The following is a 17,658-nucleotide window of genomic DNA, read 5'->3' as shown; positions in this document are numbered from 1 at the left end:
GGCATCCCGCCGGGGCCGGACCTGCCCGATGATCTACGCCATGGTCATCGGCCGCCGACCGGCACGAGTACCCAACTCGCCATTCACACCAGACCCGTGACCTGCGACTTCAGCTTGCACACCGCTCCATGTGGGTGACGGTGGCATAGCGGCCCGCCGGGAGCACGCGGAGAGCACCTCCCCGTCGCCCGGCACCGGCCGCCGCACCGGCACCCCGGCGCCTCCACCTCCAGCTCGCCCTCCATGTCGACGACGTCGAACTTGAGGAACGGCGCGCCGTCAGGCTCACGCCGTGCTCCGCCAGCCACCCGAACAGGTCGGGCAGCCGGTAGGGCCGCGCGGGCCGTTCCACGACGACGGGCTCTCCCATGTGCCGATCTTGGCAGCGTTCACGCCCCGGGAGACGGGCGCCGCGCCACTCCCAGTACGCACGCGGACGTCGGCAGCGACGGACCCTGCGGCGGGATCCGCAGCGCGTGGTGGGGGCCGAGCTCGAAACCGGCGGCCTCCAGTTCGGCGAGCGGCCTGCGCGCCGTGTGGCAGCCGCCGAACAGCAGCGGCCACACGGTGCGGTCCAGGGCCCGCTGGGTCAGGGCCATCACGCGCCCCTCGGCGCGGCCGTGCTCGAAGAACCGCAGTTCACCGCCCGGCCGCAGAACACGATGGATCTCGCCGAGGGCGCGCGGCACGTCCCGTACCGAGCACAGCACGAGTGACAGCACCGCCGCGTCGAAGCCCTCGCTCTTGACCGGCAGCGCCTCGGCCGCGCCCGGCACCACATCCACCGGCACGTCCGCGCGCAGCGCGGCCTCTCTCGCCAGGCGGCGCAGCGAGCGCTCCGGCTCGATCGCCACCACCTCGGAGACAGCCGCCGGATAGTGCGCGAAGTTCAGCCCGTTGCCCGCGCCGACCTCGATGACACGGCCGGACAGCCCGGACAGCAACTCCGCGCGGTTCGCGGCGATTCCGCCACGGGTGTCGGCCGCCACGCTGAAGCGCGCGTAGAAGCGGGCGAACACGGGATGGTGCACCGCGTCCCCGGGCACCCCGGAGCCGGAACCGTGCCGCATGGCGAACCTCCCGGGAGGACGGCTGTTACCGCGATTCTCCCCCGGCGGGCGCCGCCTCACCCGTCGCCGTCGCCGTCGCCTTTGCCCTTGCCGTCGCCGTCCGCCGCCCACCGCTTGGTGAAGGCGGCGGCCTCCCAGGTCCCGCCGAGCCGCGCGGCGAGCCAGCCGGGCGCGGCGGCACGGAACGCGGCCGGAGTCAGCCCACCGGCGCCGGCGGGGACTGCGCCGAGGAGCGGCGCCGCGGCGGCCCGCGGCAGGTCGGCGAGGTTGCAGCGCTCGGCCAGGCCGGGGGACACGGGCCAGCTGCCGACGACCACACCGGGGCAGGCCAGGCCACGGGTGCGCAGCGCCTCCGCCGTGAGGGCGACGGCGTTGAGCGTGCCGAGTCCTGCCTGCGCCACGACCAGTACGGGCGCGTCCAGCAGCCGCGCCGCGTCGGCGAGTGTCGAGCCCTCCTCGTCGAACCGCACGAGAAGCCCGCCCGCGCCCTCGACCAGCACGAGATCGTGGCCGGCGGCGAGCTTCTCCGCCGCCTCGGCCACGCCACCGGGCCGCACCGGGGGCAGTCCCGCCCGCCGCGCGGCGGTGTCCGGCGCCAACGGGTCCGGATAGCGGGCCAGTTCGGCCACCGTGAGGAAGCCGCCTCCGGACGCGGGCCTGGTCCACGTGCCGCCCGCCGGCTCCGTGCCGGCGGCGGCGGGAGCACCGGACCGCGGCGGGGCGGCACCCGGTTCCGGGCGGAGCCAGGCGGCAGAGGTCCCGGCGCCGGCCAGGCCGGCCGGCCCAGGGACCGTCGCGCCCGGCCCGTCCGCCGCGGCCAGCCGGGCCACTTCGGCGACGTCCCCTGCCTCGCCCGCCGCCACGCCGGTCTGCGCCGGCTTGAGCACCGCCACGGACCGGCCCGCGGCGAGCGCGGCCGCCGCCAGCACCGCCGTGGTCACCGTCTTGCCGACCTCGGTGCCCGTTCCCGTGACGACCAGCACGTTCACCGCCGCACCTCCGTACCCGTGCTCATGCCGGTGCCGGTGCCGGTGCCGGTGCCGGTGCCTGTGCCGTTGCCGTTGCCGGTGCCTGTGCCTGTGCCTGTGCCGGTGCTTGTGCCGGTGGCCGTAACCGTGCCGGTGCTCGCACCCGTGCCACCGCCCGCGGCAGTGCCCGCGCCCGTACCCGGACGGACGCTCACGCCCGTAACGGTCCCCGTGCGCACGCCCGTGCCCGTGCCGGCTCGTGCGGCGGCCGTGACCGCCCCGCAGATCCGCGCGACGTCCTCGTCGCCGGTGATGTACGGCGGCATCGTGTAGACGAGGTCGCGGAACGGCCGCAGCCACACGCCCTCGCCGACCGCGGCCGCCGTGGCCGCGGCCATGTCGACGGGCCGGTCGAGCTGTACGACGCCGATGGCGCCCAGCACCCGGACGTCCCGCACCCCGGGCAGCGAGGCCGCCGGAGCGAGTCCGTCGCGCAGGCCGGTCTCGATGCGCCCGATCTCCGTCCGCCAGTCCTGGGACAGCAGCAGCTCGATCGAGGCCTCGGCGATCGCCGCCGCCAGCGGATTGCCCATGAAGGTCGGGCCGTGCGCCAGGACCGGTACCTCGCCGCCCGAGATGCCCTCGGCGACCCGCGAGGTGCACAGCGTCGCCGCCATGGTCAGATAGCCGCCGGTCAGCGCCTTGCCCACACACATCACATCGGGTGAGACCCCGGCGTGCCCCGCGGCGAACAGCTCGCCCGTACGGCCGAATCCGGTGGCGATCTCGTCGAACACGAGCAGCACGCCGTGTTCGTCGCACGCTTCCCTGAGCACCGTCAGATACGCGGGGGAGTGGAACCGCATGCCGCCCGCGCCCTGCACCACCGGCTCGACGATCACCGCGGCCAGCTCACCGGCATGACGCCCGATCAGTTCCCGCAGGTGGTCCGCGTACGACTCCTCGTACTCCGCCGGCGGCGCGTCCGCGAAGATCTGGCGCGGCAGGACGCCCGACCACAGTTCGTGCATACCGCCTTCGGGGTCGCACACCGACATTGGCTGCCAGGTGTCCCCGTGGTAGCCGCCGCGCCACGTCAGCAGCCGCCGCTTGGCGGGGCGCCCCAGCGAACGCCAGTACTGCAGGCACATCTTGACCGCGACCTCCACCGACACCGAGCCGGAGTCGGCGAGGAAGACGTGCCGCAGCGGTTCCGGGGTGATCTCGACGAGACGCGCGGCGAGCCGGACGGCGGGCTCGTGGGTGAGCCCGCCGAACATGACGTGGCTCATCCGGCCCAGCTGCCCGCGCGCCGCCTCGTTGAGCACCGGGTGGTTGTAGCCGTGGATCGCCGACCACCAGGAGGACATGCCGTCCACCAGCTCGCCGGCCCCGTCGGCCAGCCGCAGCCGTACACCGGAGGCGGACTCGACGACCAGCGGTTCCTGCCGGCCGGGCATCGGACCGTACGGGTGCCAGACGTGCTCGCGGTCGAGTGCGAGCACGTCGGCGGTGGTCAGCGGCTCAGGCATTGGGCGCGATGTCCGTGCCCGCGCCGCGCCGGCGTACGGTCACGAGATCGGTACGCGCCGCCTGCGGGGCGGGCACCGCGGCCGTACCGGTCTCCCCGCCGGCCCCGGTCGCGGTCGCGGTCCCGGCCGCGCCGTCGCCGCACGGGGCGCAGCCGCCGCCCGCCCCGCAGGCGGAGGCATCCGCCCGGTGCTCGGGCAGCGTGGTCGTGCCCGCGCCCTCCACCTCGAAGCCGGCGTCCGCGATCATGTCGAGGTCGGCCTTGCCCGCCTGTCCCTCGCTCGTCAGGTAGTCGCCCAGGAAGATGGAGTTGACCAGGTGCAGGGCGAGCGGCTGCATGCTGCGCAGATGCACTTCGCGCCCGCCCGCGAGCCGTACCTCCACGTCCGGGCAGACGAAGCGGACCATGGCCAGGATGCGCAGGCAGCGCTGCGGAGTGAGGTTCCACTCCTTGGCGAGCGGTGTTCCCTCGAAGGGGATGAGGAAGTTCACCGGCACGGAGTCCGGGTCGAGTTCACGCAGCGAGAAGACGACGTCGACGAGGTCCTCGTCGCTCTCGCCCATGCCCGCGATCAGCCCGGAGCAGGCGGACAGGCCCGCCGCCTGCGCCTGGTGCACGGTGTCCACCCGGTCGGCGTACGTGTGGGTGGTGGTGATGCCGCCGTACGTCGCCTCCGAGGTGTTGAGGTTGTGGTTGTACGCGTCCGCGCCCGCGGCGCGCAGCCGCTCGGCCTGCCCCTGCGAGAGCAGGCCGAGGCAGGCGCAGACCTCGACGTCCTCGTTGTCCCCCTTGATGGCCTCGATGGTCTTGGAGACCCGGTCCACGTCACGGTCGGTCGGTCCGCGGCCGCTCGCGACCAGGCAGACGCGCTTGGCGCCGCCCGCGACACCGGCCGCGGCCGCCCGGGACGCCTCTTCGGGCTTCAGCCAGGTGTACTTGAGGATGTCGGCCCCGGAGCCGAGACGCTGCGAGCAGTAGGAGCAGTCCTCCGGGCAGAGCCCGGACTTCAGGTTCACCAGATAGTTGAGTTTCACCCGCCTCCCGAACCACTGGCGGCGCACCTTTCCGGCGGCCGCCACCACGTCGAGCAGTTCGTCGTCGGAGGTCGCCAGCACGGCGAGCGCCTCTTCACGGGTCGGAAGCTCGCGCCTGAGCCCCTTGTCCACCAGCGTCTTCAGCAGGTCCATGGCGCGATCCTTACCCACCTCGGTGCTCCGGCGAAAGTTGGGAACCGCACAACAGCGCCCAAGCGGCGTGTGTGTATCGCCACACCGTGACCGCGCCTTTGCCCCGCTAGGTTCTATCCACTGCATACAAAAGAGCGGACGAAGGACGGACGATGCCGCAGGCCCCCGGGAACGCCCTGGACCCCTTCGACTGGATCGACGAGCGGGCCGAGGCTCGCCGCCGGGCCGGTCTCGTACGCACCCTGCGGCCCCGCCCCGCCGAGTCGCCGCTGCTCGACCTGGCGAGCAACGACTACCTGGGACTCGCCCGCCGTACGGAGATCACGGGGGCCGCGGCCGAGGCGGCCCGCCGCTGGGGCGCGGGCGCGACCGGGTCGCGGCTCGTCACCGGCTCGACCGAGCTGCACGCGACCCTGGAACGGGAACTCGCCGAGTTCTGCGGCTTCGAGGCGGCGCTGGTCTTCTCCTCCGGCTACGCGGCGAACCTGGCCGCCGTCACGGCCCTGACCGCCCCCGGCCACCTGCTCGTCTCCGACGCGGGCAACCACGCCTCGATCGTGGACGGCTGCCGGCTCTCGCGCGCCGAGACCGTCGTCGTGCCGCACGCGGACCCGGAGGCGGTGCGCAAGGCGCTGGCCGCGCACGGGGGGCGTGCCGTGGTGGTCAGCGACTCGGTGTTCTCGGTGGACGGGGACGCGGCGCCGCTGGCGGAACTGGCGGCCGCCGGCGCGGAGCACGGCGCGGCGCTCCTGGTCGACGACGCGCACGGCCTGGGCGTTCTCGGCGAGGGCGGCCGGGGGGCCCTCGACGCGGCGGGCCTCGCCGGGCGGCCGGGAGTGGTCGTGACGCTGACGCTGTCCAAGTCGCTGGGCAGCCAGGGCGGGGCGGTCCTCGGCCCGGCGCGGGTCGTGGAGCATCTGGTCAACGCAGCCCGGACCTTCATCTTCGACACCGGTCTCGCGCCGGCCGCGGCGGGCGCGGCCCTCGCGGCCCTGCGGCTGCTGCGCGCACGGCCGGAGCTGGGCGGCCGGGCCAGGGAGGTCGCGACGACGCTGTACGAGCGGCTGACCGAGGCCGGACTGACCGCGAGCCGGCCGGACGCGGCGGTGGTGTCGGTACGAGCGCCCTCACCGGAGCAGGCGTTGCGCTGGGCGGCCGACTGCCGGGACGAAGGGCTGTCCGTGGGATGTTTCCGGCCGCCGTCCGTGCCGGACGGGATCTCCCGCCTGAGGCTGACCGCGCGCGCCGATCTGACGCCGGAGCAGGTCACGACGGCGGTCGACACGATCCTGAGGACCGCGCCGGCCGCCGCCCGGCACTGACTGCTCGAACTGCCGGTGTACGGTTCAGCGGTCCTGCCGCTGCTGTACGAGGGTGAGGAACGACGTCCACGCCGTGGACGAGAAGAGCAGTGCGGGACCCGCCGTGTTCTTGGAGTCGCGCACGGCCAGCAGGCCGGTGCCGAGACCGGCCGTCTCGACGCAGTTGTTCATCCCGGTGCTGCGGCTGCTGCGTCGCCAGCGGGCGCCGCGCAGTCTGGTACTGGGGGTGATGGACGGGGAGTCGTTCTGGGGAATGGGCTGGGGCAGAGGGGACATGGGGATGCCTCCTTTACGCGCCGTCTCGGATCCCGGCGATCAGGTCCAGCGATTTCTCGGGCGAAAGGGCGTGCGCCTGAACGGAGTTGAAGGCCGTGACATACGCCTTCAGATCTTCTTTCCGTTCGAGATAGAGGCTACTCATCAGGTGGTCGATAACCACCACATCCAGATCAGCAATGTTCGGAAAGGAGAAGATAACGAAAGATCCGGTGAGTCCCATGTGCTCGCCGGCCGCGAGCGGCAGGACTTGGAGGCACACATGCCTCAGCTGCGCCATGAGCGACAGGTACTCCAGCTGCTCCCTCATGACCTCCGGACCACCCACCCGCCGCCGCAGCACCGACTCGTCCAGCACCGCGCTCAGCTCCAGCGGCCGCTCCGTGCTCAGCACCGCCTGCCGCGCCAGCCGCACGTCGACCACCGTCTCCAACTGGTCCTCCGGGAGGTCCCGCAGCACCGCACGGGTCACCGCCGTGGCGTAGCCGCGGGTCTGCAGCAGGCCCGGCACCACCGACATCTCCAGAGTGCGGGCGCGGCACGCCTGGGACTCCAGGCTGATGAAGTCCCGGTAGCTGGCCGGCAGCAGCCGCCGGTACCGGTGCCACCAGTGCCGGTGGCCGCTCTCGCCGTCCGTGTGCGCCAGGGCGCCCAGCAGGTCCCGCAGCCCCGGGTCCCGCACCCCGTACGCGTCGAGCATCCGCGCCACGTCGGCGAGCTTCACCCCGCTGCGTCCGGTCTCGATCCTGCTCACCTTCGACTGGTGCCAGCCGAGCCGTCCCGCGGCCTCCTCGCTGGTGAATCCGGCGAGGTCGCGGAGCCTGCGCAACTCCTCGCCCAGCTTGCGGCGGCGCACCGCGGGGCCGTGCTGCATGGCCGGTGCCTCCCTCTTTCGCTGACCTGCCGGAGCTCCCGGTCGTCAAGGGGCCAAGTGTGCCGCGCAAATCCAGTCTTCCGTAGCAGAGTTCACCGCTTTGAGCGACAGATATATGCACATCTTGGTGGATCCCCGCGTGCGGCCGCCCCGGGAGTGGCACTCTGGCGCCGAGCACCGGTCCGGTGCCGGCCTCGGCCCACTCATCCGCTCGCGCCGAAGACCGGTACCGGTGGGAAAGGGACAGCGTCGCCATGGCAGACCACCAGGAAGCGTCCGTCACTCTGCCGAGCGATCCAGCCTCGGTCACCACGGCACGGAGATACGCCACTGATGTCCTCGCCGAGTGGGGGCTCCCCGCGGACGCCGAAGCCTCGGACACGGTCCGGCTGATCGTCTCGGAACTCGCGACCAACGCCGTACAGCACACCTTCGGCCAGTCGCCCACCTTCACGCTCGACATCCTGCTGGAGCGCGACGAGCAGCTGCGCATCGGCGTCACCGACAGCCACCCCAGATGGCCCAGACGGCTGCCTGCGGCCGTCCAGCAGGACAACGGGCGCGGCATGGTCATCATCCGCTGGCTCACGGCGGAGTGCGGGGGGAGGCTCTCCATCACCCCCACGCCGGAGGGCGGCAAGACCGTCTGGATCGCCCTGCCCTGGACGGCTTCGGTCCAGCGGCAGTGAGCGGCGGCGCGCGACCGTCGCCGAGAAACGGTTCAGCGGCCCGTGCTCCGGGCCCTGCCCGCCGCCCGGACCGGCGCCGGGAACGCCCGCCAGGACCGGCACGGGTTACCCGTCCGTCAGTCGTCGGCCGGACCCGTCCTGCGGTCCGCTGTCCGCAGCGACCTGCGGACGATCTGCGGCAGTACCCCCCACAGGCCCGCGCACGCCACCAGGGTGCCCGCTCCGGCGACGATGCCGGCCGTCCGGCCGTATACGACGTCGACGACCAGGAGCGTGGCGCCGGTGAGCGCCAGTACGAGGATGGCCAGGCCCGCCTCGGCGAGCCGCGAGGAGATCCGTACGGTCACCGGTTTGGCGCCCTGCCCGAACAGCGTCCGGTGCAGTGCCGCGGGGGCCGTGAGCAGCGCGGCGGCCAGCATGGCGAGCAGCAGAGTGGCGACGTAGGTGCCCCGCTGCACGGGGTCGAGGGTGGGGAAACGCGCGGTGAAGGCGAGGGTCAGCAGGAAGGCGACCAGGATCTGTACACCCGTCTGCGTGACCCTCAGTTCCTGGAGGAGCTCGGCGAAGTTGCGGTCCGCCCGTTCCAGGGGGGTCTCGTGACGGCCGGAAGCGGGAGTCCGCCCGGGGGTGCGCCCGTCGTCTGCCGTGTCGTGCTCGCCGGACATGTCTCTTCGGGTTACCGGTGAGCGGCGGCTCAATCCTGTGGGGCGGCCCGGGCGCCTCGGGCCGCCGCGCACACGATCGGGGATCCGGCGGGTCAGCGCACCCGGCCGTACCAGACGCTGCGGGTCCAGATCTTCTGCAGCTTCACGACCTCGCCGGTCTTCGGCGAGTGCCAGATCTTTCCATTACCCGCGTAGATCCCGACGTGGTACACGCTGCTCCCCGAGTGGAAGAAGACCAGATCACCCTTCTTCCTGTTGGAGGAGGAGATGTGGCGCGTCTTGTTGTACTGCTGCTGGGCGGTGCGGGGCAGTGACTTGCCCGCCTTCTTGTACGAGTAGAGCGTCAGCCCCGAGCAGTCGAAACGGTACGGGCCCGTGGCGCCGTACTTGTACGGTGAACCCTTCTTGGCCGCCGCGACGTTCAGCGCCTTGGCGGCCGCTGTCGCCGCCTCTGCCTCGGTGGCGGCCCCCGGCGCCAGGATGGTGCCGCCGACGGCGGCGAGGGTGAGGGCGGAGGCGGTGCCGGCCCGGGCGAGCAGGGACGGGACATGTATATGCGCAGACATGCGCAACCCTTCGTCAGCCGCCTGTGAAGGATGACCTGTCGGGTTCGGGCAGGCGAAGATGCCCGGCCGCTCACGCGGCTTCACCCCAAGGGACGACCGTCTCCGGCCGGCCCGTCGTGCTTGGGTCCTCCACTCCTGCCGATCCACAACCTCGACCAGTCGTCCGGGACGGCGGCAGGACTCGGCGTCCGCCCGGACCGCCCCGCCGCCGCGGCGGGGGCTTGTCGTCCCAGGGATCTTGCAGCACCACGGGTCCGATTTCCGAGTCGAAACACTGTTATGTGAGGCTACTCACGACTGACCCGTTCGGGTGGACACGGCTGTTTCCTGCGTTGGGTGCGGGGAGTTGAGGAGCCTCGTACCAGCACCGGAACGAAACATTCCGTCAGTTGTCTACGCGTGACGCGCAACTTGACCAGCGTTGGTGACCTTGCCGCGACTACGCCGAAAGAGTGAGGCCGGCTCGTACCGCCGGAGCGGCGCACGACGATACGACCCGGTCGTGAACATCAACTCGTGGGCGCCGGTGGCAGGGTGACGCGATGCGCCCTGCGCTCGCCGTCCAGCACCCGCAGGGCGCGCGCCAGGGTCTCGCCGTGGAGCTCCGACTCGCCCCGGGCGTGCATCAGCGCCAGCGCGTCACGCAGGGCGGTCGCCTTCTTGACGAGTGCCTGGGCGGCGCGCAGTCCGCCGTACGTGTGATCCGCCCGGGCGGGATTGATCCGTCCGAGCAGGTCGACCACCTCCAGATAGCGGTCGACCAGCTCGGCCTCCGCGCGGGTCAGGGCGGGCAGCGGCGGGAGTTCGGGTGGCAGCATCGGCGCTCACCGCTCGCGCAGGCCCATGCCCGACGCCTTCCGGTTGACGACGATGTGGTCCACGAGCCCGTACGCCTTGGCGGCCTCGGCATCGAGGATCTTGTCCCGTTCGATGTCGTCCCTGACCTGCTCCCGGCTCTGCCCCGTGTGCCGTGCCAGCAGCTCCTCCTGGAGCGCGCGCTCCCGCTGGAGCTCGTCCGCCTGGATCGCCAGGTCGCTGGGCTGGCCCTGGAGGGGCTCCGGGACCGAGGGCTGCGAGATGAGGATCCGGGCGCCGGGAACGGCGAGCCGCTTGCCGGGGGTGCCGGCCGCGAGCAGCACGGCCGCCACGGAGGCCGCCTGCCCCAGGCACACCGTCTCCACCTCGCAGGTGACGAACTGGATCGTGTCGTAGATGGCCGTCATGGCCGTGAACGAGCCGCCCGGGGAGTTGATGTAGAGCGAGATGGGGCGGTCGGGCGCGGCGTGCTCGAGGTACATGAACTGGGCCATGACGTCGTTCGCGGACGTGTCGTCGACCGGCGTCCCGAGGAAGACGATCCGCTCTTCCAGGAGCTTGGAGTACGGGTCCATGGTGCGGACGCCGGTGGAGGTCCGTTCGGAGAACTCCGGCAGAACGTAGCGGCCGGCGGGTCGGTCCTGGGTCATGACGGTGCCCCTCTTTCGCTGTTCGCTTGTCCGTAAAAAATGTACAGGATGTACGTCCCGTTATGATGGAACCATGGCCTACGAGATTCCGGTGACGCAAGCCCGCGCAGAACTCGCCGAACTGATCAACCGCGTCGTGTACGGCGGCGAGCATGTGGTCGTGACGCGCCACGGGAAGCCGCTGGTGGCCCTTGTTTCCGCCGCTGACCTGCAGCGACTCGAGGCGCTTCGGGAGGCCGAGGGTGAGCGGGTGGTCAGCTCCGTCTCCGCGGTCGGCGCGGTGTCCTCCGCTCCCGGCGAGCAGCGGCGCTTCGGTATCGCGGCGGAACACCGTGGTCCGGAGACGAGGTCGTAGGGGCTCGCTCCCCCTCTGTCTGTGCGTCACGCAGAACGCGTACGGGGAACAAGCGAACAAAAAGGATTTTACGGGCTGTTCCACCGGGCGGCGGGTCCGTGCGCCCGAACGTGCGAAAAAAAGACCGTACGCCCCCGTCCGCTACAGCGAGGGCGTACGGCCGTCCTTCACCCCTGGGTCCGCGGAGCGGCCGGTCGGCCCGTCTCGCGTGGACAGGCCCCGCCGGGTGCCCGTCCCCGGTCCCGTACCGCATGCGATGCCCGGAATGCGCCTTCCGTAGCCCTTCGGCTGCGGAAGGCGCCCCGCACGGGGTGTCCCATCACCCGGACGGCTCACCGAGGGCGACGACGCCGTGCCACCTGCCCGCACTCACCGGACGCCGCAGGTACCGCGGACACCCCGGGCGCGGTGCGGCCCGGCCGCCGCGAGTCAGCGGCCCGTGCCGGACGGGGTCCTGTGGGCCCGCGCCGACTCCGCGGCGGTGTCCCCGGCGGCGGTGTCCGCGCCGCCCGGAGCCGGACGGCGGGTGCGCCGTGTGCCCGCGAGGAAGACCGCGCAGAGGCCGAGCGCCACCCAGGTCCACAGGACCAGCACCGGCCCACCGGCTCCCGCTCCGTCGAAGAAGGCCACCGAGCGGAGCATCTGCGAGCCCGCGCCGGGCGGCAGCCACTGGCCGATCGCGCCGACCGGCCCCGGCAGCAGCTCGGGGGCGCTCGACGCGCCCGAGAACGGGTTGCCGAGCAGGACGACGAGCAGCGCCCCGAGGCCGATGCCCCCGGAGCCCAGCAGCGCGGCGAGTCCGGCCGCGGCGGCGCCGACGGCGAGGGCCGTCAGCGCGAAGACCCCGGCCTCGGCCCACCAGTCACCGGTGATGATGCCCAGCCAGCTGTGGGCCAGCGCCGTCGCGGTGACGCCGACCAGGGCCGCGGCGCCCGCCAGGGCGGCGGCGGCGCGGCCGCCGCGCAGCCCCAGCAGCGAGACCAGCGTGCCGGCCGCGACGCCGGCCAGGGCCAGCGGCAGCACCGCCGCGCCCAGTGCCGCGCCGCGCGGGTCGCCATCCGGGGCGGGGACCACGTCGACGGTCTCCGGTCCGCCGCCGTCCGGCAGCCCCGCCGCCACGCCCTCGCGCAGCAGCTGGGCGACGACCGGACTCGCCGCGGAGGCGGTCAGCAGCTCCGGGCCCCGGGCGGTCACGACCACCGCGCCGTACACCTCCCGGGAGTCGATGGCCTCCCGGGCGGCCGCCTCGTCGGCGTACCGGTGCAGCTCGAAGGCGCCGCCCCGCGCCGCGAGGCGCTGCTCGACCTGCGCCACCGCCGCCGGCGCCCCCGCCACGCCGAGCGGCAGGTCGCGCGGGGCGATGCGGGCGGCGGGCCAGGCGAACGCCCACAGCGCCAGCGCCGCGACGGCGGGGACGAGCAGGCAGACGGTGAGGACGCGCCGGGCGGCCGGGGAGGCCGGTCCGGTACGTGCGGCGGATGAAGCGGACATCGTCGGACTCGATTCAAAGAGAAGGATCGTTCGTTTTACTTCGCTGCCCACCGTCCCCCCAGGGTGGCGACTTGTCAAGAATGAACGTTCGTTTTAGTTTTGGGGCATGGCACGCGTATCCCAGGAGCACCTCGACGCCCGCCGCCGGCAGATCCTCGACGGCGCCGCCCGCTGCTTCGCCCGCAACGGCTTCCACGCCACCTCCATGCAGGACGTGCTGCAGGAGGTGGGACTGTCGGCCGGAGCCGTCTACCGCTACTTCCGCGGCAAGGAGCAGCTGATCGCGGCCATCGCGGACGAGGTCTTCGTGCTGGTGGGCAGCGCCTTCGACGACGCGGCGCGGTCCGTGCCGCCGCCCACCCCGGACGTGCTCGTCGGCCGCGTGCTGCGCCGGGTCTTCGACACCAACCCGGCCGGCGACGCGCAGGCCTTCTGCCGCCTGGTCCTCCAGGTCTGGCCCGAAACCCTGCGCAACGAAGTGCTCGCCGCGACCCTCCAGGCCGGCTTCGACCGCCTTCTGGGCGCCTGGAGCACCCTCGTCGCGGCGTACCAGGCCGGCGGACAGCTCGACGCGGACATCCCCGCCGAGCACGTGGCCCGCACCTGCGTCGCGACCGTGCAGGGATTCCTCGCCCAGCAGGCACTCTTCGGCGACGTCGACGTCCGGGTCCTGGAGGACGGCGTACGCGGCCTGATGTCACTGGGCCGCGCCGTCGCGCCCGACCCGAGTTAACGCCGCCGAAACTCCGCCCAACTAGCCTGCGGCATCCGGACACGACGAACCAGGGCGCAGAAAACCGCAGGCGGGAGGCGGGACTCCGGGCCGGCGGGCGTGGGAGGCGCCCCACCTGTTCGACCGTGTCCGCGGCCCGCCGGACCGCCCGGCCCGGCACGAGGACAGTGAGGTGGGAAGCGTGCAACTGAGCCCGCACGAGCAGGAACGGCTGCTCATCCATGTGGCGGCCGACGTGGCGGAGAAGCGCAGGGCACGGGGCCTGAAGCTCAACCACCCCGAGGCCGTCGCCCTCATCACCGCGCACATCCTCGAAGGCGCGCGCGACGGGCGCACCGTCGCCGAACTCATGGCCTCCGGCCGCCGGGTCCTGACCCGTGAGGACGTCATGGAGGGCATCCCCGAGATGATCCACGACGTCCAGGTCGAGGCCACCTTCCCCGACGGCACCAAGCTCGTCACCGTCCACGACCCGATCGCCTGACGGGGGAGAGGCAGCCATGATCCCTGGCGAGATTGTGTACGGCGAGGGGCCCGTCCCCCTCAACGAGGGCCGGCCGGTCACCCGGCTCACCGTCCTCAACGCCGCCGACCGCCCGGTGCAGGTCGGCTCCCACTACCACTTCGCCGAGGCCAACCCCGGCCTGGAGTTCGACCGCGCCGCCGCGCACGGCCGGCGCCTGAACATCGCCGCCGGCACCGCAGTGCGCTTCGAGCCCGGCATCCCCGCCGAGGTGGAACTCGTCCCCCTCACGGGCCTGCGTGTCGTCGCCGGTCTACGCGGGGAGACCCGCGGCGCGCTCGACGCGGCCGCGGAAGCGACGGGAGAGACCGGTGCCTGAACTTTCCCGCGCCGTGTACGCCGACCTGTTCGGACCCACCGTCGGCGACCGCGTCAGGCTCGCCGACACCGACCTGCTCATCGAGGTCGAGGAGGACCGCAGCGGCGGACCCGGCCTCGCCGGTGACGAGGCCGTCTTCGGCGGCGGCAAGGTCATCCGCGAGTCGATGGGCCAGTCACGGACCACCCGCGCCGAGGGCGCCCCCGACACCGTGATCACCGGTGCGCTCGTCCTCGACCACTGGGGTGTCGTCAAGGCCGACATCGGAATCCTCGACGGCAGGATCACCGCCGTCGGCAAGGCGGGCAACCCGGACACCATGAACGGCGTCGACCCCGGCCTGGTCATCGGGCCGGAGACCGAGATCATCGCCGGCAACGGCAAGATCCTCACCGCCGGCGCCATCGACGCCCACGTCCACTTCATCTCGCCGACCATCCTCGACACCGCCCTCGCGACCGGCATCACCACGATCGTCGGCGGCGGCACCGGGCCCGCCGAGGGCACCAAGGCCACCACGATCACCCCCGGCCCCTGGCACCTCGCCCGGATGTTCGCGGCGCTGGAGCACTACCCCGTCAACATCGGCCTGCTCGGCAAGGGCAACACGATGTCCCGCGAGGCCATGTACTCCCAACTGCGCGGCGGCGCCGTCGGATTCAAGATCCACGAGGACTGGGGCTCCACCCCCGCCGTCATCGACGCATGCCTGACGGTGTGCGAGGAGACCGGTGCCCAGCTCGCCATCCACACCGACACGCTCAACGAGGCCGGCTTCGTGGGCGACACCCTCGCCGCCATCGCCGGCCGCGGCATCCACGCGTACCACACCGAAGGTGCGGGCGGCGGCCACGCCCCCGACATCATCACGGTCGTCAGCGAGCCCAACGTCCTGCCCAGCTCCACCAATCCGACCCGGCCGCACACCGTCAACACCGTCGAGGAGCACCTCGACATGCTGATGGTCTGCCACCACCTCAACCCCGCCGTCCCCGAGGACCTGGCCTTCGCCGAATCCCGGATCCGGCCGTCGACGATCGCGGCCGAGGACATCCTGCACGACCTCGGCGCCATCTCGATCATCTCCTCCGACTCGCAGGCCATGGGCCGGGTCGGCGAGGTCGTCATGCGTACCTGGCAGACCGCACACGTGATGAAGAAGCGCAGAGGACCACTGCCCGGCGACGGGCGCGCCGACAATCTGCGGGCCCGTCGCTACGTCGCCAAGTACACCATCAACCCGGCAGTCGCACAGGGGCTCGACGGAGAGGTCGGCTCGGTCGAACCAGGCAAGCTCGCCGACCTCGTGCTGTGGGACCCGGCGTTCTTCGGCGTCAAGCCGCAACTGGTGATCAAGGGAGGCCAGATCGCGTACGCGCAGATGGGCGACGCCAACGCCTCCATCCCCACACCGCAGCCGGTCGTGCCGCGCCCGATGTTCGGGGCGATCGGGCGCGCCCCGGCGGCCAACTCGGTGAACTTCGTCTCCCGGACGGCGCTCGACGACGGGCTGCCCGAACGGCTCGGCCTCGGCAAGGCCTTCGTACCCATCGGCGACACCCGGCGGGTCACCAAGGCCGACATGCGGCAGAACGACGCCATGCCGGACGTCGCGGTCGACCCGGACAGCTTCACCGTCACCATCGACGGCGAGGTGGTCGAACCCGCACCCGCCGCTGAACTTCCGCTCGCCCAGCGCTACTTCCTCTTCTGACCCACCGGGATCACAGGAGGAGCCCGAGGAAGGGGGTGAGGGTCCGATGAGCCTCGCCGCACTGCTGGTCCTGGCCGACGGCCGGTTCCCCGCCGGAGGGCACGCCCACTCCGGCGGGGCCGAGGCCGCGGTCAGGGCCGGGCTCGTCAAGGACGCCGCGGACCTGGAGGCGTTCTGCCGGGGCCGGCTGCACACCGCCGGGCTGGTCGCCGCGGGACTCGCCGCGGCGGCCGCGGCGGGCCTCGACCCGCTGGAACTCGACGCGGCGGCCGATGCCCGCACCCCGTCGCCCGCACTGCGCACCACGGCACGCAGGCTCGGACGCCAGATGATGCGGGCGGCACGCGCCACCTGGCCGTCCGCCGAACTCGACGCGCTGGCATCGGCCCGCCCGCGCGGCGCCCACCAGCCCGTAGTCCTCGGCCTCGCCGCGCGGGCCGCCGGGCTCCGGCCTCTGGACGCCGCCCACGCCGCGGGCTACGAGGCCGTCGGCGGACCCGCCACCGCGACCGTACGGCTGCTCGGCCTCGACCCGTTCGAGGCGACCGCCGTACTGGCCCGGCTCGCGCCAGAGCTGGACCGGGTTGCCGCACGGGCCCGCGAGGCGGCCGAACGGGCCCTCGCCGGTGACGGCACCCGGGCCCTGCCCGCCGCGTCGGCGCCCATGCTCGACATCCACGCCGAGCAGCACGCGGCCTGGCCGGTGCGCCTCTTCGCCTCGTAACGACTCAGCACCGCCCGAACCCCAGGAGCCGTCATGCACCTCGACCATCCGGAGACCTTCCCGCACCGGCACACCCACAGCGCCGAACCGCACCGGCCCGACGGCTCCCGGCGCGCCCTGCGCATCGGGCTGGGCGGCCCGGTCGGCTCCGGCAAGACCGCCACCGTGGCCGCGCTGTGCCGCGCGCTGTCCGACGAGTTCTCCATCGCCGTCGTGACCAACGACATCTACACCCGGGAGGACGCCGAGTTCCTGCTGCGCGAGGCGGTGCTGCCGCCCGAGCGGATCACCGCCGTCGAGACCGGCGCGTGCCCGCACACCGCGATCCGCGACGACATCTCCGCCAACCTCGAAGCCGTGGAGGAACTCGAGGAGGAACTCGGCGGGCTGGACCTGATCCTCGTCGAGTCCGGCGGCGACAACCTCACCGCCACCTTCTCCCGCGGGCTGGTCGACGCCCAGATCTTCGTCATCGACACCGCGGGCGGCGACGACATCCCCCGCAAGGGCGGCCCCGGCGTCACCACCGCGGACCTCCTCGTCGTCAACAAGACCGACCTGGCCCCGTACGTCGGCTCCGACCTCGCCCGCATGGCCGCCGACGCCAAGTCCCAGCGCGGCGAACTCCCGGTCGCCTTCACGTCACTGCGTACGGAGAACGGCGTGGCCCCGGTCGCCCAGTGGGTCCGCGAACGCGTGACCGCCTGGACGGCGGCCGCGTGACCGCCTCCGGCGTACGGCCGGACCCCGGCGCGCGCCGGGCGCTCGCGCCGGGCGCCGCGGCGGCTGCGGCCTCCGGCGGGGGAGGCGCGCGGTCCGGTTCCGCCGGTGGCCCCGGCGTTGCGCGCGGCGTGCCGGGTGGTGCTGCCGCCGGTGGTGAGGCGGTCGGCGGGTCGGGCCCGCGCCGCGCGCTCGTACCCGCTGGTGAGGCGGTCGGCGGCCGTGCTGCCGTGGGGGGCGTGGTCGGCCGTGGCGCGGAGCCGACCGCGACGGTCGGCGCTCTCGGCGCGGCCGGTTCCGCCGGTGGCCCCGGCGTTGCGCGCGGCGTGCCGGGTGGTGCTGCCGCCGGTGGAGGCTCGGGTCCGGGGCGCACGGCCCCGTCCGGAGCCGTGCCCGGCATCGGTGCGGGGGCGCGTTTCCGCCGCGGGGCGGCCGGGCCTGAGGCGGGTGGTGCGGGGGCTGTGG

At 73.1% G+C, this 17,658-nt stretch carries 19 protein-coding genes, 1 pseudogene and 1 riboswitch; of the genes and pseudogenes, 9 read left to right on the top strand and 11 right to left on the bottom strand.

Annotated features, from left to right (window positions below):
* Positions 1-389: 389 nt before the first annotated feature.
* From GUY61_RS19255 to bioB, 4 genes and pseudogenes are all read right to left on the bottom strand, one after another.
* Positions 390-1,070, bottom strand: coding sequence for a class I SAM-dependent methyltransferase (locus GUY61_RS19255; RefSeq protein WP_166631440.1), 681 nt, complete (start codon positions 1,068-1,070; stop codon positions 390-392).
* 56 nt (positions 1,071-1,126) lie between these two features.
* Positions 1,127-2,059, bottom strand: a complete 933-nt coding sequence (gene bioD, locus GUY61_RS19250; protein ID WP_166631439.1) for an ATP-dependent dethiobiotin synthetase BioD — start codon at positions 2,057-2,059, stop codon at positions 1,127-1,129.
* Positions 2,060-2,289: 230 nt separating this feature from the next.
* Positions 2,290-3,570, bottom strand: a pseudogene (locus GUY61_RS19245) (adenosylmethionine--8-amino-7-oxononanoate transaminase); the annotation flags it as partial.
* Positions 3,563-4,756, bottom strand: coding sequence for a biotin synthase BioB (bioB, locus tag GUY61_RS19240; RefSeq protein WP_166631438.1), 1,194 nt, complete (start codon positions 4,754-4,756; stop codon positions 3,563-3,565). The pseudogene GUY61_RS19245 and the gene bioB, both read right to left, overlap by 8 nt.
* A 152-nt stretch (positions 4,757-4,908) precedes the next feature.
* On the opposite strand from bioB, the gene GUY61_RS19235 reads away from it, so the two are divergent.
* Positions 4,909-6,078 carry an 8-amino-7-oxononanoate synthase gene (locus GUY61_RS19235; RefSeq protein WP_166631437.1) on the top strand — a complete coding sequence of 390 codons (1,170 nt, stop codon included), beginning with the start codon at positions 4,909-4,911 and terminating at the stop codon, positions 6,076-6,078.
* A gap of 24 nt (positions 6,079-6,102) precedes the next feature.
* Here GUY61_RS19235 and GUY61_RS19230 read toward each other — a convergent pair whose 3' ends face one another.
* Both GUY61_RS19230 and GUY61_RS19225 read right to left on the bottom strand, forming a co-directional pair.
* Positions 6,103-6,354, bottom strand: coding sequence for a DUF397 domain-containing protein (locus tag GUY61_RS19230; protein ID WP_166631436.1), 252 nt, complete (start codon positions 6,352-6,354; stop codon positions 6,103-6,105).
* 13 nt (positions 6,355-6,367) lie between these two features.
* Positions 6,368-7,228: a helix-turn-helix transcriptional regulator gene (locus GUY61_RS19225; RefSeq protein WP_166631435.1), complete on the bottom strand. Its 861-nt coding sequence runs from the start codon at positions 7,226-7,228 to the stop codon at positions 6,368-6,370.
* Between the two features lie 254 nt (positions 7,229-7,482).
* Between GUY61_RS19225 and GUY61_RS19220 the strand changes: the two genes are divergently transcribed.
* Positions 7,483-7,917: an ATP-binding protein gene (locus GUY61_RS19220; RefSeq protein WP_166631434.1), complete on the top strand. Its 435-nt coding sequence runs from the start codon at positions 7,483-7,485 to the stop codon at positions 7,915-7,917.
* 116 nt (positions 7,918-8,033) lie between these two features.
* On the opposite strand, the gene GUY61_RS19215 is transcribed toward GUY61_RS19220, so the two are convergent.
* The 4 genes from GUY61_RS19215 to GUY61_RS19200 form a co-directional block, all read right to left on the bottom strand.
* A complete protein-coding gene (locus GUY61_RS19215; protein ID WP_243766579.1) occupies positions 8,034-8,582 on the bottom strand; it encodes a DUF6328 family protein in 549 nt (182 codons plus the stop codon).
* Between the two features lie 92 nt (positions 8,583-8,674).
* Complete coding sequence (locus GUY61_RS19210; RefSeq protein ID WP_166631433.1) at positions 8,675-9,148, bottom strand: C40 family peptidase; 474 nt, start codon at positions 9,146-9,148, stop codon at positions 8,675-8,677.
* 3 nt (positions 9,149-9,151) lie between these two features.
* Positions 9,152-9,332, bottom strand: a riboswitch (cyclic di-AMP (ydaO/yuaA leader).
* Positions 9,333-9,657: 325 nt separating this feature from the next.
* Complete coding sequence (locus tag GUY61_RS19205; protein WP_166631432.1) at positions 9,658-9,966, bottom strand: hypothetical protein; 309 nt, start codon at positions 9,964-9,966, stop codon at positions 9,658-9,660.
* 6 nt (positions 9,967-9,972) lie between these two features.
* On the bottom strand, positions 9,973-10,614 hold the full coding sequence (locus GUY61_RS19200; protein ID WP_166631431.1) for an ATP-dependent Clp protease proteolytic subunit: 642 nt from the start codon (positions 10,612-10,614) through the stop codon (positions 9,973-9,975).
* A gap of 73 nt (positions 10,615-10,687) precedes the next feature.
* On the opposite strand from GUY61_RS19200, the gene GUY61_RS19195 reads away from it, so the two are divergent.
* The gene (locus tag GUY61_RS19195) at positions 10,688-10,969 is read left to right on the top strand and encodes a type II toxin-antitoxin system Phd/YefM family antitoxin (RefSeq protein ID WP_166631430.1); all 282 of its coding nucleotides are present in this window, start codon (positions 10,688-10,690) and stop codon (positions 10,967-10,969) included.
* A 429-nt stretch (positions 10,970-11,398) separates the two neighbouring features.
* On the opposite strand, the gene GUY61_RS19190 is transcribed toward GUY61_RS19195, so the two are convergent.
* Positions 11,399-12,460: an ABC transporter permease gene (locus tag GUY61_RS19190; RefSeq protein WP_166631429.1), complete on the bottom strand. Its 1,062-nt coding sequence runs from the start codon at positions 12,458-12,460 to the stop codon at positions 11,399-11,401.
* 106 nt (positions 12,461-12,566) lie between these two features.
* Between GUY61_RS19190 and GUY61_RS19185 the strand changes: the two genes are divergently transcribed.
* The 6 genes from GUY61_RS19185 (at position 12,567) to ureG (ending at position 17,196) form a co-directional block, all read left to right on the top strand.
* Positions 12,567-13,193, top strand: a complete 627-nt coding sequence (locus tag GUY61_RS19185; protein ID WP_166631428.1) for a TetR/AcrR family transcriptional regulator — start codon at positions 12,567-12,569, stop codon at positions 13,191-13,193.
* 181 nt (positions 13,194-13,374) lie between these two features.
* The gene (locus GUY61_RS19180; protein ID WP_166631441.1) at positions 13,375-13,677 is read left to right on the top strand and encodes an urease subunit gamma; all 303 of its coding nucleotides are present in this window, start codon (positions 13,375-13,377) and stop codon (positions 13,675-13,677) included.
* Between the two features lie 16 nt (positions 13,678-13,693).
* Positions 13,694-14,035, top strand: coding sequence for an urease subunit beta (locus GUY61_RS19175; RefSeq protein ID WP_166631427.1), 342 nt, complete (start codon positions 13,694-13,696; stop codon positions 14,033-14,035).
* Positions 14,028-15,749 carry an urease subunit alpha gene (locus GUY61_RS19170; RefSeq protein WP_166631426.1) on the top strand — a complete coding sequence of 574 codons (1,722 nt, stop codon included), beginning with the start codon at positions 14,028-14,030 and terminating at the stop codon, positions 15,747-15,749. The genes GUY61_RS19175 and GUY61_RS19170 overlap by 8 nt, the downstream gene beginning before the upstream one ends.
* A gap of 46 nt (positions 15,750-15,795) precedes the next feature.
* Positions 15,796-16,473, top strand: coding sequence for an urease accessory protein UreF (locus GUY61_RS19165; protein ID WP_166631425.1), 678 nt, complete (start codon positions 15,796-15,798; stop codon positions 16,471-16,473).
* A 33-nt stretch (positions 16,474-16,506) separates the two neighbouring features.
* Positions 16,507-17,196: an urease accessory protein UreG gene (ureG, locus tag GUY61_RS19160; protein ID WP_166631424.1), complete on the top strand. Its 690-nt coding sequence runs from the start codon at positions 16,507-16,509 to the stop codon at positions 17,194-17,196.
* Positions 17,197-17,658 lie beyond the last annotated feature (462 nt).

The organism is Streptomyces sp. GC420 (assembly GCF_009916105.1).
Classification (GTDB): Bacteria; Actinomycetota; Actinomycetes; order Streptomycetales; family Streptomycetaceae; genus Streptomyces.
This window is presented reverse-complemented; position numbering and strand designations above follow the sequence as displayed.

Bases quoted from the DNA above. Each gene is read 5' to 3' on its own strand.
- ureG (WP_166631424.1), top strand. From the start codon at position 16,507: ATGCACCTCGACCATCCGGAGACCTTCCCGCACCGGCACACCCACAGC.
- GUY61_RS19215 (WP_243766579.1), bottom strand. From the start codon at position 8,582: ATGTCCGGCGAGCACGACACGGCAGACGACGGGCGCACCCCCGGGCGG.
- GUY61_RS19225 (WP_166631435.1), bottom strand. From the start codon at position 7,228: ATGCAGCACGGCCCCGCGGTGCGCCGCCGCAAGCTGGGCGAGGAGTTG.
- GUY61_RS19205 (WP_166631432.1), bottom strand. From the start codon at position 9,966: ATGCTGCCACCCGAACTCCCGCCGCTGCCCGCCCTGACCCGCGCGGAG.
- GUY61_RS19255 (WP_166631440.1), bottom strand. From the start codon at position 1,070: ATGCGGCACGGTTCCGGCTCCGGGGTGCCCGGGGACGCGGTGCACCAT.
- GUY61_RS19210 (WP_166631433.1), bottom strand. From the start codon at position 9,148: ATGTCTGCGCATATACATGTCCCGTCCCTGCTCGCCCGGGCCGGCACC.
- GUY61_RS19195 (WP_166631430.1), top strand. From the start codon at position 10,688: ATGGCCTACGAGATTCCGGTGACGCAAGCCCGCGCAGAACTCGCCGAA.
- GUY61_RS19185 (WP_166631428.1), top strand. From the start codon at position 12,567: ATGGCACGCGTATCCCAGGAGCACCTCGACGCCCGCCGCCGGCAGATC.
- GUY61_RS19235 (WP_166631437.1), top strand. From the start codon at position 4,909: ATGCCGCAGGCCCCCGGGAACGCCCTGGACCCCTTCGACTGGATCGAC.
- GUY61_RS19200 (WP_166631431.1), bottom strand. From the start codon at position 10,614: ATGACCCAGGACCGACCCGCCGGCCGCTACGTTCTGCCGGAGTTCTCC.
- bioB (WP_166631438.1), bottom strand. From the start codon at position 4,756: ATGGACCTGCTGAAGACGCTGGTGGACAAGGGGCTCAGGCGCGAGCTT.
- GUY61_RS19165 (WP_166631425.1), top strand. From the start codon at position 15,796: ATGAGCCTCGCCGCACTGCTGGTCCTGGCCGACGGCCGGTTCCCCGCC.
- GUY61_RS19220 (WP_166631434.1), top strand. From the start codon at position 7,483: ATGGCAGACCACCAGGAAGCGTCCGTCACTCTGCCGAGCGATCCAGCC.
- GUY61_RS19190 (WP_166631429.1), bottom strand. From the start codon at position 12,460: ATGTCCGCTTCATCCGCCGCACGTACCGGACCGGCCTCCCCGGCCGCC.
- GUY61_RS19230 (WP_166631436.1), bottom strand. From the start codon at position 6,354: ATGTCCCCTCTGCCCCAGCCCATTCCCCAGAACGACTCCCCGTCCATC.
- GUY61_RS19175 (WP_166631427.1), top strand. From the start codon at position 13,694: ATGATCCCTGGCGAGATTGTGTACGGCGAGGGGCCCGTCCCCCTCAAC.